This is a genomic window from Microbacterium sp. SYP-A9085 (assembly GCF_009649635.1).
Lineage (GTDB): Bacteria > Actinomycetota > Actinomycetes > Actinomycetales > Microbacteriaceae > Microbacterium.
The window spans coordinates 110,517-126,132 of sequence record NZ_WJII01000001.1; the positions used below are offsets into that span (position 1 = coordinate 110,517).

The following is a 15,616-nucleotide window of genomic DNA, read 5'->3' on the forward strand; positions in this document are numbered from 1 at the left end:
CTGTGGGCGTTTCGTCTGTCGACCCCGTGAGCTATAGTGAGTTCTAATTCAGAACTTACCACAGGAGGGCTCATGGGCGAGCAGAATCTTCAGGCGATGATGGACGGCGAGACCAGCATCGTCGACCGCTTCTACCGCAACCACCCGAAGACGGCGCTGAACATCTTCGGGGTGATGATGCCGGTGGACGCCGTGCGCGCGGAGTTCACGACGTGGCGCGATGAGCAGCAGTCGTGGCGCAAGGGCGTCGCCCTGCACGACCAGAGCTACCACATGCACAATCTGCGGGTGCGCGGCAAGGACGCCCTGGCGCTGTTCTCGCACCTGGGAGTGAACTCGTTCGCCACGTTCCGCCCGGGGGCGGCGAAGCAGTTCGTGGCGTGCTCCCCGGAGGGGTACGTGATCGGCGACGCGATCCTGTACTACCTGGACGATGAGGACTTCCTGCTCGTGGGCAACCCCGCCTCGACGGACTGGGTCCAATACCATGCCGAGACCGGCGACTTCGACGTGCAGGCGGACCTCGATCCGGTGTGGGCGCTGAACAAGGACAAGCGCCGCCTCGTCTACCGCTACCAGGTGGAGGGTCCGAACGCTTACACACTGCTGGAGGAGCTGAACGGCGGTCCGCTGCCGGAGATCAAGTTCTTCCGCTCGGCGACGATCTCAATCGCGGGCCACGAGGTGCACGCCATGCGGCACAGCATGGGCGGCGTGCCGGGCCTGGAGCTGTCCGGTCCGTGGGACGAGCGCCGCGATGTCAAGACCGCGCTCGTGCAGGCCGGCAAGAAGCACGGCCTGCGGCAGATCGGGTCGCTGGGCTACTTCAGCACCGTGATCGAGTCGGGCTGGTGGGCAGTGCCCTTCTCGGCCGTCTACACAAGCCCACAACTGCGCGGGTACCGCGAGTGGCTGAGCGATCGCAGCGCGTCGGCGCGGATGTCGCTCGGCGGCAGCTTCTACTCCCCCGACCCCGAGGACTACTACGCCACCCCGTGGGACCTCAACTACGGCCACATCGTGAAGTTCGACCACGATTTCATCGGCCGCGCCGCCCTCGAGAAGCTGGCCGACCAGCCGCACCGCAAGAAGGTCACCCTGCTGTGGCATCCGGACGACTTCGTGCAGGTGTTCCAGCGGCTCGTGCAGGACGGACCCACCGCCTTGCACATCGACCTGCCGGTGGCGGCGACCGGCCGCCTCCACTACGACAAGGTGCTGGACGGCGACGGCAACCACGTCGGATTCGGCACGTATCCTGCGTACAGCTACAACGAGCGGGCGATGATGTCGCTCGGGTCGATCGACGAGGCGCTGGCGGTGCCGGGCACGGAGCTCACCCTGATCTGGGGCGAGGACGGCGGCGGCACCCGCAGCGGCGGGATCGTCGAACCGCACGAACAGATCAGCATCCGGGTCACTGTGGCCCCGAGCCCGATCAGCGACACTGCCCGCGAGTACCGGGCGAGGTCGACGGCCGAGCTCACCGGTGAGCCGATGGCCTGAGGGGCGGATCATGCCGCAAGCACCGACGATCACCTCCGTCCAGCGCACCGGGTCCCTGCTCCAGCAGGGGGCGGCGTCGCTCGTGCTGCGCGAAGCGTTCTTCCGGGTGCGCCGGTTCGACGACTTCCAGCGGGTGCTGGAGATCTCGCGGTCGGTGCTCGCGCGGACGCTGAAGGCACTCGTCGCCGACGGCATCCTGGAACGCCGGCTGTACCAGAGCCGTCCCGACCGCTATGAGTACGTGCTCACCCCTGCCGGGCGTGCGCTGTATCCCGTGTTCCTCGCGATGAAGGACTGGGGCGACACGTGGCTGGGCGGCGACGGGACCGACGTCGTGCTCACGCACCGCACATGCGGGAACATCTGCCGGCCGGCGATGCGCTGCGACCGGTGCGGCGAGGTGATCTCGGCGACGGACATGACGTACGAGGTCCGCGAGCGGGGCGAGGCGGACGCCGCGGCGACGTAGCGCCGAGCGAGACAGCACCGGATCAGCGATCGGGCACGGGCCGTTCGTCGCCGGCGTCCGCCGCGAGCCGGGAGCCCACACGCCGGGAGGCGCGGAACGCCCACCACGCGAGCGGGTGGTGGCTCCCCTTGCGGTAGACCCGGTGCGGCAGGTGCACGTCCACCGGCAGGGGGTACCCGGCCGCGACGCGCAGGCTCGGCAGGATCACGGCGGCGGCGGCCGCGTAGCCGAGGTCGGACGGGTGCAGGCGGTCGTGCGCGGAGAACATGTCCTCGGGCTCGCGCCGGAACAGCGGTCCGAGGGTGTCCGCGAGGGACACCGAGCGACCGCCGGCGCGGAGCACGACGATGGCCTGCCCCGTGGCGAGCACGCGGCTGTACCAGTGCGCGAAGAACCGCAGCGGTTGCGTGAACGGGTGGATGGTGCCGAGATCCGGGCAGGTCGCGACGACGACGCGGGTGCCGTCGTGACGGAGCTTGCCCACCACCGCCGACAGCGACCACAGCGCGTCGGTCAGGCGCTTGAGGTGCATCACGTCGTTGGCGCCGATCACGATGACCACGACATCCGGCACCCCGGCGGTGCGCAGCTTCGCGAGCTGAGGGACCAGCGCGACGGACTCCGCGCCGATGTCGGCGACGTTCGTGAGCACCACGGAGCGGCCGGATGCTTCGACGAGACCCTTCGCGAGGAGGACGCCCGGGGTGCTGTCGGGGTCTTCCGACCCGTAGCCGACCGCGAGCGAGTCGCCCATCATCCCGAACGCTATCGGAGGTCTCTCGTCGTCGCCGAACCGGCCGGTGCGCACGGGAAGCGATTCGTCGCGGGTGGGCAGGAGCCGCGCACGGGCGAGGACTCCCTCCGCCGTCGTGACGACCACGAGCGCCGTGACGAAGCCGACGATGGCGCCGAGAGCGGATCCGACGGCGCGCAGCAGCCGCAGGCCGCGAGACGGCGGCATCCGTCGCTCACTGCCTCGTGCGCCCATTGCCGCTCCCGAGGCCAGGCTATTCCTTCGCGCCCGCGTGTGGCACGCGGTGTCTACGGAGCGAACCGGCGCTGCAGGTCGGCGTAGCCGAGCGCGCCGTCGAGGAAGCCGAGGGTGCCGGACTCGCGCAGCTCGCGGCCCGCCCGTTCGAGCGCGCTGAACGCGGCGCGGGCGAGACTGCCGCCCACGCTGACGCGCGTGACACCGAGGGCGAACAGCGTCGGCGCGGACAGGACGTTCGCGGTGAGCCCGGCGACGACGTTCAACGGTGCCGGGATCTCGGCGGCGAGCCGCCGGATCGTGTCCTCGTCGTTGACACCGGGCACGAAGATGCAGTCGGCGCCCGCGTCGAGGTAGTGGCGCGCCCGCCGGATCGTCTCGGCGAACGGGTCGCCGTCGGTGCCGACGAAGTAGGCGTCGGTGCGCGCGTTCAGCACGAACGTGCCGCGCGGCGCGGCGGCGCGGGCGGCGGCGATCCGGGCGGCGGCGTCGTCGATGGGGAGCAGGCCGCCGTGGATCGTGTCTTCGAGGTTGGCGCCGGCGACGCCGATCTCGGCGGCGCGGTGCACGGTGCGGCCGACGGCGTCGGGCGTGTCACCGTAGCCTGCCTCGAGGTCGGCGGTCACCGGGACGTGCACGGCGGCGACGATGTCGGCGACCCGTGCGAGCATCGTCTCCGCCTCGATGGTGCCGCCGTCGGCGATGCCGCATGCCCAGGCGATGCCCGCGCTCGTGGTGGCGATCGCGGGGAAGCCGAGCTGCTCGAGGATCCGCGCGGATCCCGCATCCCAGGCGTTCGGGAGCACGAACCCGGGGCCGGAGTGCTGCGCGAGGAAGGCCGTGGCGCGGTCCGTGGACACCGGTCAGCCCTTGAGCGCGGAGAGGACGTTGCCGGCGGGGTCACGGAACCAGGCGATGTCCGGCCCCCGCCCGTTGCCGCGGGCGATGCCCTTCTCGTCCGTCCCGAAGTCGGGGTCGCGGTATATCTTCGTGACGACGCCGCGGGCGTTCAGGTCGTCGACGGCGGCCTCGACGTCGTCCACGGCGAAGTTCAGGACCGTGAACCCGGCGGGTTCGTGGTCGGGCTTCGCGTAGACGAACACGTGCGCGCCGGAGCCGAGGGTGAGGTCGAGGGCTCCCATCGCGTTCTGCGCGATGTCGAGCCCGAGTGTGTCGCGGTAGAAGGTCTCCGCCGTGGCGATGTCGTCGACGCTGAAGCCGCTGAAGGCGTTGCGGGGTGTGAAGCCTGTCATGGCTCAAGCATCGGCCGTCCGCGACGCGGCGTCCAGGCCGGTTCCGCACGGGGTGAGCAGGGCGTCGGCGAGGTCCGGCGTGATGCCGGGGACCTGATCGATGGGAACAGCGAGGGCGAGCAGGGCTCGGCTGAAGTAGTTGCGGACGGCGGCGGCGAGCGTGATGTCGACGATCTGGCGGTCGCTGAAGCCGACCTCGCGCAGCGCCCGGGTGTCGTCGTCGGTCATCGCGGCGGGGTCCGTGGAGAGGCGTTCCGCGTAGGTCATGACGGCGATGTCGGCGTCGGAGAGCCCTGCGTCCTCGTAGTCGCGTCCGACGCGGGCCAGCTGCTCCTCCCCCATGCCGCCGGCGCGGAGCATCTTCCGTCCGTGGGCAAGGAGGCAGTGTGGGGACGGGATGGCGCGGGCGGCGCCGAGGGTGGCGAGCTCGAAGGTGCGGATCCCGATGGAGGGGACGACCGCGCGCATGAGGGCCTGGAACGCGGCGTGGGCGTCGGGGTTGATGGCCATCGCCTGGGTGTACTGGTAGACGAACCCGTCGGCGTTCAGGTCGTCGGCGTACATCTGGGCGGCATGTCCTTCGACCTCGTCCGCTGTGGGCGGATGGACGATCATGACTCCTCCAAGGGTCCGGGCGCGGTCGGTGCCGGATGAGGCGTCGGCGGACGCGAGGAATGCGGCCGGGATCGGCCGGCACTCTCAGTGTGAACCTTCGCCGTTGGCGAGTCGATACTCGGTCGCGCGCCGTCACGCGTCGGTCACGGTATTTCGACGGCGGGTAATGTGGAGACACCGGGAGAGGTACTTCCTCTTCACCCGACCCGGTCATGCTGATTCAGCAGCGCTGCCCCGCGCACGGCTCGTTGGTGACGGGTGCGTGGGGCGGCGCGGGCCTGTCCGCCATGCGGGTGGGCAAGGCCCCGCTGACAGAAGAACGAAGCGCCCCCGCTCAAGCATCCCCCGACGCGAGCGGGGGCGCTTCTCGGCGCCCCGGTAAGGGACGACGATAACAGCGCCGGGGGCCCCTGCAACTCACCCCGGAAGGTGAAAGGTGGGTTTCGTTGTGCCTGGGGCCCGACGAAGACATGACAAAACCCCCGGGTGGAGCCGGGGGTTCTGCGTAGCAGGAGCGGGGCTTGAACCCGCGACCTCACGATTATGAGTCGTGCGCTCTCACCAACTGAGCTACCCTGCCGCGAGGCATCCCGAACCTTGTCCGTGATGCGTGCGAGCCCCGAGTCAGGATTGAACTGACGACCCCTTCCTTACCATGGAAGTGCTCTGCCACTGAGCTATCGGGGCGTGCCCGGACGTCCGGGCAACCAGATCAGAATATCAGAGCGGCCAACGATTCCCGAACCGTGACGGCTGTGCTCAGCACTGGTTGTGTGCCCGCAGCCACGGGAGCGGGTCGATCGGCGTGACGCCGTCCTGCCGGATCTCGAAGTGCGTGTGCGCACCGAACGAGAAGCCGGTGTTTCCAGTCCGGCCGAGGTACTGGCCCACGGTGACCTTCTGCCCGGCGCGCACCTGAAGCGACCCGTACTGCATGTGCCCGTACAGGCTGGCCCAGTGCTGGCCGTTGATCTCGTGGTCGATGACAACGGCCACGCCGTACCCCTGGTAGCCCTGCTGCGCGACCCGGACGGTGCCGTCGGCGATCGCCTGCACGTGCGCACCCGATCCCGGCGTGAAGTCGACACCGGTGTGGAACTCACCCGGTCGCCAGCCGAACCCGTACGTGATCGGCACGCCGACCGCGAACGGCCACTGCACCGCGCACGCGGGGTTGTTCGTGAAGAAGCTGCTCGTCGCGTGCGAGATGCCCGTGGTGCCCGCCATCTCGGACAGCGTCGCGGTCGTGTAGTTCGCCGACCGGTCGAGCTCGGTGCCGGTGGAGGCGTCTTGCGGCGCCACATACGCCTGGATTTCGCCGCTGCCGGCAGGTGCGACATCCCCCGCGGGGTGCACGTGCGACGTACCCGCGAGCTTCGTGTCGGGCGACGCCACCGCATCGGCGGGCAGCGTCATGCCGACGGTGAGCAGCCCCACGGCCACGATCGCGCCGACGGATGCCGACGCCGTCGCCATCCGCTTGATCGAGGTCTGCCCGGCGCGCCGACGCCCGGTGGTGCGCTTCTTCTTCGTCGGCGTCGCGGTGTCCGCGGGGACGTCCTCGGTGTCGGCCGCTTCGGCCTCGACGGCGGCATCCGGCTGCACCGTCGTCTCGCCGGTGAACGAGAACAGGCGTACCGCGGCCTCGAACTCGTCGACGGCCGGCGCCGTCTTCACCGGCGCGGTGGCGGTGGGGATCGGCGCTGTCAGCGCGGCCGGCTCGACGGGCGGCGCGCTCAGGAAGGCGGGCTCGACGGACGGCACGACGGGCCCCGCCGGCGTGACGACGGAGGTCTCGCGCAGCGCCATCCACTCGGCGACGGTCGGAGAGACCGGCTCGACGACGGTGGCGGCGCTCAGCCGCCGTGCGCGGCGCGGGTGAATGGATGCCGACGGGGATGCCGTCGGCGCCGCTTCCACGGTCGACGCCACCTGAGGCGACGGAGCGATGTCCTGGCCGGCGCCGGCCGTGGTGGTCAGCGGCTCCTCCGCCGGCATGGGCGATGTCTGCGGACGCCGGCGTGCGCGACGCCGCGTCATCGGCTCCGGTCGTGCCGGCGGCGTGGATGCCGCGGGCTCCGAGACCTCGACGAGTTCGACGGATACGGGCTTCGGCGCCGTGGTGCTCGCCGGCGCCTCTTCCACCAGGACGTCGGGGGCCGTGGATGCCTCAACCGACGCGACGACCGACGTATCGGCAACCGACGTATCGGCGACCGACGCGGGAGCCGTCTGGACCGACTCGTCTGCGGGTGCATCCGTCGCGGCGGTCAACACGGCGGCAGCCGGAAGGGACCACACCGTCGTCGCGGATTCACGCTGCGCGGCAAGCCGACGGGCCTCCGCCCGCGTCATCACGGAATGCGCCTTCGCCGCGGCCACCTCGACCTTGTCCTTCGCGTCGACATCCGCCGCCTGGGCAGGCGCGGATGAGGTGCGGGCGGAGCGCCGCGTGCGCGCGGGTTCAGCCATAGACGCGTCAAAGGGCAAGGGGCATGCTCTCGGATCGGGTCGCTCAGAGGGGCAACGGTCGGACGTCAGAATCTGATCACTTGCGCCATGCGGGGGTTCGGCGAAAGTAACGAATGGGTAAACACTACCTCGATAGGGCTGGGAATGCCATGTACTCAGCCGATATATCGTCAGCGGCCGCCGATCGCGGCATCCAGCGCCGCGAACAGCTCTGGACCGGCCGCGATCGTGAGGTTTTTCCCCGGCCGGCCCCCGGGGATTCCGCCCACGCGCCCGCCGGCCTCCTCGACGAGCAGGGCGCCCGCCGCGTGGTCCCAGGGGTTGAGTCCGCGCTCGAAGTACCCGTCGAGCCGGCCGGCCGCGACGTAGGCGAGATCCAGGGCCGCGGAGCCGATGCGCCGCAGGTCGCGGGCCAGCGGCATCGCGCGCTCCACGCGGGCCAGGTCGCCGGCGTGCGTGGCCGGGTCGTAGCCGAACCCGGTCGCCAGCAGCGCGCCGACGTCGACCGGCATCGGGTTCACCTGCAGTCGGGTCGGGCCGGCCGCGGTATGCACCCACGCTCCCCCGCCGCGGACGGCCGTGAACAGCTCGTCGATGGCGGCGCCGTAGACGGCGGCGGCGAGCGCGGTCCAGGTCGTCGGATCCGGCGGACCCTCGACGGCGGCGATGCTGACGGCGTACGCCGGGATACCGTACGCATAGTTGACGGTGCCGTCGATCGGGTCGACGACCCACGTGATGCCGGAGGTTCCGACATCCGCCCCCGACTCCTCGCCGAGGAACCCGTCGCCCGGGCGCGCGTCCGCGAGCCGGCGACGGATCAGCGCCTCGACCTCACGGTCGGCCGCTGTCACGATGTCGGCCACGCCGGACTTCGTCGCCGCGATGTGCACGCCTTCGGCGCGGCGCCTACGGGCGAGTGCGCCGGCTTCGCGGGCGATGCCGGCGGCCAGCTGGGCGAGATCGTCGGAGAGAGCCATCCCTCCACGCTAGCCCGACAGCAGATACCGACGACCGAATCCCCGGATGCGGCCGTCGACGATCGTCATCGCTGCGGGGGCGCAGGCGGCGGCGGGAACCCTTCGTACCCCGGCGCGGCGGGCGGTTGCGTCCCGCCGGGGGTCGACGGCTGCGGGGCGTCCGCAGCCGGCGCCGGGGCGGGATGCTGCGGTGCTGCGTTCTGCTCGTGCGCCGGCGGGAGCGGCGCCGGCCAGTCCGGTGCCGGCCACGACGGGGCAGGCCACGCGGCCTGCGCCGGCTCGGGCGCGACCGCGGGAGCCGGCTCGGGCGCCGCCCATGCCTGCTGGGCCGGAAGCGCCTGCGGCGCGGTGGGGCGACCGGTGTAATACGCGTTCCAGTCAGGCTGCCCGTCGGCGAGCACCGGCAGCGGCGTCACCCCGTCCGCGTAGGTCGGCCATCCGCCGGCCTGGGCCTGCGCGCGCGGCGCGCGGGGCGCGAACAGCGCGTTCACGAGGGGGATCAGCGCGGTGCCCACCGCAGCGAGGATCGCGACAGCGACGGTGAGCCGCCAGTACAGGTCGTGGAAACGGACGAACTCACGCAGCACGAGCGGGGCGACCAGCATGATCACCAGGAGCCCGACGAGCACGATCGTGGTCCAGGCCACGATGCTGGTGAACACCGTGCTGTACCGCGCCCACGCCTTGACGAACAGGCGCACGTGCAGCACGGCCAGCTGCAGGATGAGCACGATCAGCAGGAACGACGTGAACCGCCCCGCGCCCCCGCCGAACGACTCCGATAGGGCGCGCAGCGGCAACCAGATCATGACGGCGCCGATCAGCAGCGTCACGATCCACACCCCCATGCTGGTCAGCGCGAACCACACCGGGCGGCGCGGTGCGAGGTACGTGTCCATCAGGGCCACGCCGGCGAACGCCACCATCAGCACGATCGTCAGGAACGCGCGCGGCACGATGCCGTTCGCCGTGCCCACCAGCACCATCACGACGCAGACGACCGCGGCGGCGATCAGGGCACCGATGGCGACCCAGATCGCCGCACGGAGGATCTTCGAGTTCGCGGCATCCGCTCGCGGAGGCGTCGCACTGGGCACGGTCATGGATGTCCTCTCGTCGGCGGGCGCGGACCCGCCTCCCCATCCTGACACGACGGCCGCACGCTCGTCAGGATGTCCGGGCGGCCCCTTTCCGATGAGCTCGCTATGGAAACGGCGAGGATGCCGGAATCTTGGCCTGATCTCAGAATCCGCCGTCGACCATGGGGACATGACCTCCACGACCCCTCGTGTCGCGACCGGCGCGGCCGCGGGGACCGCCGTGCCGGGCGGTCGGCATCCCCAGGCCTGGAATGCCGTCGCCACCATCGTGATCTGGCTCACCAGCCTGTTCGTCGTCGCCCTGTGGGTCTCGGGCGCGGGCATCCAGTCGCTGTTCGCGATGAACGCCGAGACGCTGAACACGATCGGCCGCCTCACCGGTCTGGTCTCGGCGAACCTGTTGCTGTACCAAGTTCTGCTGATGGCGCGCGTCCCGCTGTTCGAGCGCGGGTTCGGACGCGACGCGATGATCCGTCTGCACCGCCTGGCGGGATTCTGGTCGTTCTGGCTCCTGATGCTGCACATCGTGTTCCTCGTCGCGGGATACGCCGCACAGGCGGGGATGAATCCGCTGGCGCAGGCGTGGCAGTTCGTGTGGGCCTACCCGGGGATGCTGCTGGCCACGGCCGGAACAGCACTGATGATCCTCGTGGTGGTGACCTCGATGCGGCGGTCACGACGACGGCTGCGGTACGAGTCCTGGCATCTGCTGCACCTGTACGGGTATCTGGGCGTCGGGCTCGCGATCCCGCACATGCTGTGGACCGGCGCCGACTTCATCACGCACCCCGCCGCGGCCGCGTACTGGTGGGCGCTGTGGGCCCTGGCCGCCGCTTGCGTGCTCGTCTTCCGTCTGGCAGCCCCGCTGTGGCGCTCGCTGCGCCACGACATCCGGGTGGCCTCGGTCACCCCGGACGGTCAGCGCGGCGTCGTCGTGCGGATGCGCGGACGAGGCCTGCACCGGCTGCACGCCCGTGCCGGCCAGTACTTCGTGTGGCGCTTCCTCGACGGTGCGGGGTGGAGCGCCGGCCACCCGTTCTCACTCGCGGCCGCTCCCGACGGCGACGAGTTCGTCATCGCCGCACGGCTGGTGGGCGACGGGTCGCAGCGGCTGACGCGACTGTCGCCGGGGACGCGCGTGCTCGTCGAGGGCCCGTACGGGCACATGACCGGCGAGCGACGTACCGGCGGCAAGCTGTTGATGCTCGCCGCCGGCGCGGGCATCGCACCCCTGGTCGCCTTGCTGGAATCCGAGCCGTACCGTCCCGGCGACGCGGTGCTCGTGACCCGCGACCGGGACGAGCTCGATCGCATGCGCGCCACAGAGATCGACCGGCTCACGCTCACACGCGGAGTGCGGCACGTCACGCTGAACGGGCCGCGCGGAGATGAGCCCCGGTGGTTCCCGGCAAGGTATGCCGCCTGGGACGGCGCGGAGCTGATCCGCCGCATCGCGCCGGACCTGGACGAATGCGACGTGTATGTGTGCGGGCCGGCCGCTTGGATGGCGGCCGTGCGTGCCGACCTGGCGCGTGCCGGCGTCCCCGCCGAGCGCATCCACAGCGAAGCGTTCGCGGTGTGAAGAGAAGGGGCAGACCATGAAGAAGATCGTCTACGGCGCACTCGCCACACTGAGCGGGCTCGTGCTCCTGTTCAGCTACCGGACCTCGCTCGGCGAAAACCTGGTGCCCACCCCGACGACAGGCGCCCCCGGCGGGGCCGCGACCGCGCCAACCGGGCCGACGGATGCGACGACCGGCGGCGCCTCGTCGGCAGGTGCCGGCGGTTCGAGCACGGCGGGCACTTCGCTGCAGGACGGCACCTACACCGGCGGCGTGGCGCAGACCCCTTACGGTGCGGTGCAGGTGCGGGTCACGGTCTCGGGCGGCCGGCTCACCGCGGTCGATGTGCCCCAATACCCGAACGGGACACCCCGGGACGCGCAGATCAATCAGTATGCGGTCCCGCAGCTGGTCTCTGAGACGACGTCGGCGCAGAACGCACAGATCGACATGGTTTCGGGGGCGACCTTCACCAGTGAGGGCTACCTGCAGTCGCTACAGTCCGCGCTCGACCAGGCGGCGCCGTGACCGCCGCGTGGGCCCGGCGGGTCTGGGTCGAGAACCTGATGGGCACCACCGTCAGCATCCACGTCATCGGCACCGCCGACGACACCACGCGTGATGCGGTAGCGGCGAGCATCGAGGAGCTGCGCGACCTCGAGCGCGTGTTCTCGCCGTTCCTGCCCGACTCCGACGTCAGCCGCATCCGGCGGGGTGAGGCCGCGATCGCGTCGGCCGATCCTCGGATCGCGCAGGTGGCGCAAGGCTGCGTTGAGGCCGCCCAGGCGACCGGCGGCCTCTTCGACGCCTGGTGGCAGGGCTGGTTCGATCCGACCGGTTACGTGAAGGGGTGGGCCGTGGACGCCGTTGCCCGTCGGCACCTTGCACCGCTGATCCGACGTCCGGGAATCGTCGCCATCGGCATCGGCGCGGGCGGGGATCTGCGGCTGCACACCGCGCCGGGCGCCGACTGGACCTGGCACATCGGGATTGCCGACCCCGAGCGGCCCGGCGCGGTCCTGGCAACGGTGGACGTGCGCGAGGGCGCGGTGGCGACGTCCGGGACGGCGGAGCGCGGAGCCCACATCGTTGACCCGCGCACCGGCGCGCCTGCCACCGCCGTGCGCAGCGCGACGGTCGTGGCTCCTGACCTTGTGACGGCGGATGTCTGGGCGACCGCCGCTGTCGTCGCCGGCGACCTGGGCTGGATCGGCCGCGCGCCGTCCACGACGGGGATGCTCGTGCGCGACGACGGATCGACACGGCGGTGGACCCGCGGCGTCGAGATTTCCCTCGCAGCGGCGTCCTGACCTACGCCGTCGGCAGAGTGAGCAGGAACACCGTGCCCGCCGGTGAGGTCGACTCGATCCGCACGCTGCCCGAGTACCGTGTGACCGCCTCGCGCACGAGCGCGAGGCCGAGCCCGAAGCCGCGCCGGCGCCCGGATTCTCCGGCGCGGGCGAAGCGCTCGAAGATGCGCACGGCGTCCTCCGGGGCGATGCCGGGGCCGGCATCGGCGACGCGGATCTCGACCGTGGACCCTGTTGAGATGGCCCTCACTGTCACCGTGGAGCCGGCCGGCGCGTGTCCGATCGCGTTGTCAATGAGCGCGACGCACAGCCGGGTCAGGGTGACCGCGGGCATCCGCGCGGTGATTCCGTCGTCGCTGCTCCAGTGGAGGGCGACCCCACTCTCCTCGGCAAGCGGCTCCATCGTCTGCTGCGCGGTCCGCAGGCAGTCCGCGACATCCGCCCGCCCGTCCTCGGCGCTGCCGCCCTCCGCCGTCAGCAACATGTCGGCGAGGACGTCGTCGAGCATCGCGGCGTCGCGGCGCAACTCGACGACCGTGGCGTCGACCGGCTGCCGACGGGTGAGACGCCGCTGCAGGATCTGGATGCGGCTGGTCAGCGCGGTGAGGGGTGTGCGCAGCTCGTGGCCGGCGTCCGAGACGAACTCGCGCTGCAGCCGCAGGGCGTCGGAGAGCGGGGCGACCGCCCATCGCGCGGCGAGCCAGGCCACAGCGCCCAGGACGAGGACGCCGACGATCCCGAGCACGATCACCCATGGCAGGACGCGATCGACGTCGACGACGATGTGGTCGACGTCTTGCGGGCTGGTCACCGACCCGTGCGGGCGGTCAGGGCGGGCCGTGGACAGGATGATGACGACGAGGATCACCACGCCGGCGGCGACGACGATCGCGGATGCCGCTCCCACCAGCATCCCCACACGCAGCGCGGAGCGCTGCACGCGCCGCCGGTCGGCATCCTGGCTCATGATGGTGACCCGGCACGGTATCCGCGGCCGCGGACGGTCTCGATGATTTCGGGCGCAGTCTTGCGGCGGATGTAGTGAACGTATGTGTCTACGGAGCTGAGCGCATCGTCCGACGCGAATACCGCGTGCATGAGCTCGTCGCGGGAGAAGACGTGGTCCGGGCTCTCCGTGAGGACCCTCAGCATCCGCGTCTCCGTCGCCGTCAGGGCCACCCGTTCGCCATACGGGCCGTAGATGAGCGCGGACTCGGGGACGAAGCTCCATTCGCCGATCACTCGGCGGTGGCCCTGTGCGCGATGGCCGCGGATGAGGGCGCGCAGCCGTGCGAGGAGCTCGTCGAAGTCGAACGGTTTCACGAGATAGTCATTGGCACCGGCATCCAGCCCATCCACCCGGTCTGCCACCGTACCCAGCGCGGTCAGCATCAGCACGGGTGTGGTGATCCGCGCGGTGCGGATCGCGTCCACAAGCTCGGCGCCGCTCAGCCCGGGAAGGCGCCGATCGATCACGAACACGTCGAAGCGGTCGCCGAGCGCCCGCTGGAGCGCGGTACGGCCGTCGACGACATGTTCGACGTCGTAGATCTCGGACAGCACCGCGACGGTCATCTCCGCGATCGTACGGTCGTCCTCGACATAGAGCAGCCGTGGCCGCCGCCCTGTCCGCTCACCCGACACTGCGCCTCCCCGTTCCGGTGATTCAAGCAGACGCGCGCCACGATGTCGTCACGAGGCGACGGGCGTTCCCGCCAGCATGTCCTTCACCATGGGGACGACCTTCTCGCCGTACAACGTGATCGACCGCAGCTGGTCGGCGTGCTGCACGGGCTGGTCGTACTTGAGGTCGAACCTGTCGACCTTCAGGGTGCGCAGGGTGCGGGCGAGCTTGGCGGCGACCGTCTCCGGGGAGCCGACGTAGAAGGAGCCTGTGTCGATCTCGCGGTCGAAATCGCCGGGCGAGGGCGTCGGCCACCCGCGTTCGCGGCCCATCCGCTCGCGCATCGCGAACCAACCGTCACGGACGAGCGCGCGCGCCTGCTCGTCGGTGTTGGCCACCAGCCCCGGAGAGTGCACGGCGACCGGCCGGTGCGGTATCCCCAGCTCGTCCCGCGCGCGTTCGAACAGGTCGATGTAGGGGGCGAAGCGCGCCGGCGCGCCGCCGATGATGGCCAGGAACAGGCCGAATCCGTGGCGGGCCGTGCGCACCACCGATTCGGGGCTGCCGCCGACGCCGACCCAGGCGCGCAGGCCCTTGGATGTCGTGGGGTAGACCCGCTGGTCGGTCAGCGAGGCACGGGTGGTGCCCTCCCAGGTCACCGGCTCCTCCTTCAGGAGGGCGGCCAGCAGGCCGAGCTTCTCCTCGAAGAGGATCTCGTAGTCCCGCAGGTCGTAGCCGAACAGCGGGAAGGACTCGATGAACGAGCCGCGCCCGGCGACGATCTCGGCACGCCCGTTCGACACCGCGTCGAGGGTGGCGAACCGCTCGAACACGCGCACCGGGTCGTCGGAGCTCAGCACCGTCACCGCGGAGCCCAGCCGAATCCGCTCGGTGCGGGATGCTATCGCCGCCAGCACCATCTCGGGACTGGAGACGGCGAAGTCCGGCCGATGGTGCTCACCCACGCCGAAGAAGTCCAGCCCGAGCTGGTCGGCCACGACGGCATCCTCGACGAGGTCGCGGATGACCTGAGGGTGCGGCAGCGGGCGGCCCTGGACGTCGCTGGTCACTCCGCCGAACGTGTCCAGCCCGAATTCGATCTCGCTCACGCCCGCAACAACCCGGACCCAGCCGCCGACATTCCCTGGGACCCCATGGGTGCCTGCCCGACGCGCAACGGACGTTACATCGATTGCTGTCGCCCTTCGGATGCCGACGCGATCCGTGCCGCCCGCCGCCGCCTGTGCAGTCGGTATTCGCGAACCGTGAGGACGACGATGAAGATGTCGAACAGGGTCAGCAGGAGCAGGCCGACGCTGAACTGGGCGATCAGCACGAAGCCCTGATAGCCGATGAAGGCGACAAGGAATCCGATGAGCCACGGATACGCCCAGAGCTTGCCCCGCAGGACCGCGACGACGAGGACGACCTTCACGATTCCATGGGCGAGCAGGTACACCGCCCCGAAGACCGTGGCCGAGACGCCGAGAGAGCTGGTGTAGTCGATCAGCCAGTTCGCGATCAGGTCGTGCGGATCCTCGCTGAGTTCATGGCGGGTCAGGGCGCGCACGAGAGCACTGATCTGCGCCGGTGTGATGAGCAGGAGTGCGATCCCGCCCACCAGTTCCACGACGCCGTCGAGGCCCTTCAAGATCAGGCCGATGAAGAAGGTCCGGTCCAGGAGCTTGTGCGCACCGTCGATCCTCATGTGACGGAGGTTACACACGGTGGGGCGGC

Annotated in this window: 16 protein-coding genes and 2 tRNA genes; 5 read left to right on the top strand and 13 right to left on the bottom strand. The window is 70.6% G+C overall.

Features of this window, described 5'->3' with window-relative positions; translation table 11 throughout:
* Positions 1-72 precede the first annotated feature (72 nt).
* Both GH740_RS00545 and GH740_RS00550 read left to right on the top strand, forming a co-directional pair.
* Complete coding sequence (locus tag GH740_RS00545) at positions 73-1,506, top strand: aminomethyltransferase family protein (RefSeq protein ID WP_153744188.1); 1,434 nt, start codon at positions 73-75, stop codon at positions 1,504-1,506.
* Between the two features lie 10 nt (positions 1,507-1,516).
* Positions 1,517-1,975 (top strand): helix-turn-helix domain-containing protein, encoded by a 459-nt coding sequence (locus GH740_RS00550; protein ID WP_153744189.1) that lies wholly within the window; start codon positions 1,517-1,519, stop codon positions 1,973-1,975.
* 22 nt (positions 1,976-1,997) lie between these two features.
* On the opposite strand, the gene GH740_RS00555 is transcribed toward GH740_RS00550, so the two are convergent.
* The 9 genes from GH740_RS00555 to GH740_RS00595 form a co-directional block, all read right to left on the bottom strand.
* The gene (locus GH740_RS00555; protein WP_172978231.1) at positions 1,998-2,936 is read right to left on the bottom strand and encodes an SGNH/GDSL hydrolase family protein; all 939 of its coding nucleotides are present in this window, start codon (positions 2,934-2,936) and stop codon (positions 1,998-2,000) included.
* An 80-nt stretch (positions 2,937-3,016) separates the two neighbouring features.
* Entirely contained in the window at positions 3,017-3,823 is an 807-nt protein-coding gene (locus GH740_RS00560) for an isocitrate lyase/phosphoenolpyruvate mutase family protein (RefSeq protein ID WP_216644873.1), read from the bottom strand.
* Between the two features lie 3 nt (positions 3,824-3,826).
* Positions 3,827-4,216 (bottom strand): VOC family protein, encoded by a 390-nt coding sequence (locus GH740_RS00565; protein WP_153744191.1) that lies wholly within the window; start codon positions 4,214-4,216, stop codon positions 3,827-3,829.
* Positions 4,217-4,219: 3 nt separating this feature from the next.
* Complete coding sequence (locus GH740_RS00570; RefSeq protein ID WP_153744192.1) at positions 4,220-4,831, bottom strand: carboxymuconolactone decarboxylase family protein; 612 nt, start codon at positions 4,829-4,831, stop codon at positions 4,220-4,222.
* A gap of 506 nt (positions 4,832-5,337) precedes the next feature.
* Positions 5,338-5,411: transfer RNA gene (locus GH740_RS00575), tRNA-Met, on the bottom strand.
* 35 nt (positions 5,412-5,446) lie between these two features.
* Positions 5,447-5,518: transfer RNA gene (locus GH740_RS00580), tRNA-Thr, on the bottom strand.
* Positions 5,519-5,590: 72 nt separating this feature from the next.
* Positions 5,591-7,303, bottom strand: coding sequence for a M23 family metallopeptidase (locus GH740_RS00585; RefSeq protein WP_153744193.1), 1,713 nt, complete (start codon positions 7,301-7,303; stop codon positions 5,591-5,593).
* 170 nt (positions 7,304-7,473) lie between these two features.
* Complete coding sequence (locus GH740_RS00590) at positions 7,474-8,283, bottom strand: inositol monophosphatase family protein (protein WP_153744194.1); 810 nt, start codon at positions 8,281-8,283, stop codon at positions 7,474-7,476.
* A 65-nt stretch (positions 8,284-8,348) separates the two neighbouring features.
* Positions 8,349-9,386 (bottom strand): hypothetical protein, encoded by a 1,038-nt coding sequence (locus GH740_RS00595; protein ID WP_153744195.1) that lies wholly within the window; start codon positions 9,384-9,386, stop codon positions 8,349-8,351.
* A 166-nt stretch (positions 9,387-9,552) separates the two neighbouring features.
* On the opposite strand from GH740_RS00595, the gene GH740_RS00600 reads away from it, so the two are divergent.
* Genes GH740_RS00600 through GH740_RS00610 form a run of 3 tightly spaced genes read left to right on the top strand, consistent with a single transcriptional unit; the run spans position 9,553 to position 12,255 of the window.
* Positions 9,553-10,965, top strand: a complete 1,413-nt coding sequence (locus tag GH740_RS00600; RefSeq protein ID WP_153744196.1) for a ferredoxin reductase family protein — start codon at positions 9,553-9,555, stop codon at positions 10,963-10,965.
* Between the two features lie 16 nt (positions 10,966-10,981).
* Positions 10,982-11,473, top strand: coding sequence for an FMN-binding protein (locus tag GH740_RS00605; RefSeq protein WP_153744197.1), 492 nt, complete (start codon positions 10,982-10,984; stop codon positions 11,471-11,473).
* A complete protein-coding gene (locus GH740_RS00610; RefSeq protein ID WP_367640121.1) occupies positions 11,470-12,255 on the top strand; it encodes an FAD:protein FMN transferase in 786 nt (261 codons plus the stop codon). The genes GH740_RS00605 and GH740_RS00610 overlap by 4 nt, the downstream gene beginning before the upstream one ends.
* A 1-nt stretch (position 12,256) precedes the next feature.
* Here GH740_RS00610 and GH740_RS00615 read toward each other — a convergent pair whose 3' ends face one another.
* The 4 genes from GH740_RS00615 to GH740_RS00630 form a co-directional block, all read right to left on the bottom strand.
* The gene (locus GH740_RS00615; protein WP_153744198.1) at positions 12,257-13,222 is read right to left on the bottom strand and encodes a sensor histidine kinase KdpD; all 966 of its coding nucleotides are present in this window, start codon (positions 13,220-13,222) and stop codon (positions 12,257-12,259) included.
* Entirely contained in the window at positions 13,219-13,899 is a 681-nt protein-coding gene (locus GH740_RS00620; RefSeq protein ID WP_367640123.1) for a response regulator transcription factor, read from the bottom strand. The genes GH740_RS00615 and GH740_RS00620 overlap by 4 nt, the downstream gene beginning before the upstream one ends.
* 48 nt (positions 13,900-13,947) lie before the next feature.
* Positions 13,948-14,988, bottom strand: coding sequence for an Atu2307/SP_0267 family LLM class monooxygenase (locus GH740_RS00625; protein ID WP_367640125.1), 1,041 nt, complete (start codon positions 14,986-14,988; stop codon positions 13,948-13,950).
* A gap of 74 nt (positions 14,989-15,062) precedes the next feature.
* Complete coding sequence (locus tag GH740_RS00630) at positions 15,063-15,587, bottom strand: DUF2127 domain-containing protein (protein ID WP_172978232.1); 525 nt, start codon at positions 15,585-15,587, stop codon at positions 15,063-15,065.
* Positions 15,588-15,616: the final 29 nt, after the last annotated feature.

Bases quoted from the DNA above. Each gene is read 5' to 3' on its own strand.
- GH740_RS00615 (WP_153744198.1), bottom strand. From the start codon at position 13,222: ATGAGCCAGGATGCCGACCGGCGGCGCGTGCAGCGCTCCGCGCTGCGT.
- GH740_RS00600 (WP_153744196.1), top strand. From the start codon at position 9,553: ATGACCTCCACGACCCCTCGTGTCGCGACCGGCGCGGCCGCGGGGACC.
- GH740_RS00585 (WP_153744193.1), bottom strand. From the start codon at position 7,303: ATGGCTGAACCCGCGCGCACGCGGCGCTCCGCCCGCACCTCATCCGCG.
- GH740_RS00590 (WP_153744194.1), bottom strand. From the start codon at position 8,283: ATGGCTCTCTCCGACGATCTCGCCCAGCTGGCCGCCGGCATCGCCCGC.
- GH740_RS00630 (WP_172978232.1), bottom strand. From the start codon at position 15,587: ATGAGGATCGACGGTGCGCACAAGCTCCTGGACCGGACCTTCTTCATC.
- GH740_RS00565 (WP_153744191.1), bottom strand. From the start codon at position 4,216: ATGACAGGCTTCACACCCCGCAACGCCTTCAGCGGCTTCAGCGTCGAC.
- GH740_RS00605 (WP_153744197.1), top strand. From the start codon at position 10,982: ATGAAGAAGATCGTCTACGGCGCACTCGCCACACTGAGCGGGCTCGTG.
- GH740_RS00570 (WP_153744192.1), bottom strand. From the start codon at position 4,831: ATGATCGTCCATCCGCCCACAGCGGACGAGGTCGAAGGACATGCCGCC.
- GH740_RS00550 (WP_153744189.1), top strand. From the start codon at position 1,517: ATGCCGCAAGCACCGACGATCACCTCCGTCCAGCGCACCGGGTCCCTG.
- GH740_RS00595 (WP_153744195.1), bottom strand. From the start codon at position 9,386: ATGACCGTGCCCAGTGCGACGCCTCCGCGAGCGGATGCCGCGAACTCG.
- GH740_RS00555 (WP_172978231.1), bottom strand. From the start codon at position 2,936: ATGCCGCCGTCTCGCGGCCTGCGGCTGCTGCGCGCCGTCGGATCCGCT.
- GH740_RS00545 (WP_153744188.1), top strand. From the start codon at position 73: ATGGGCGAGCAGAATCTTCAGGCGATGATGGACGGCGAGACCAGCATC.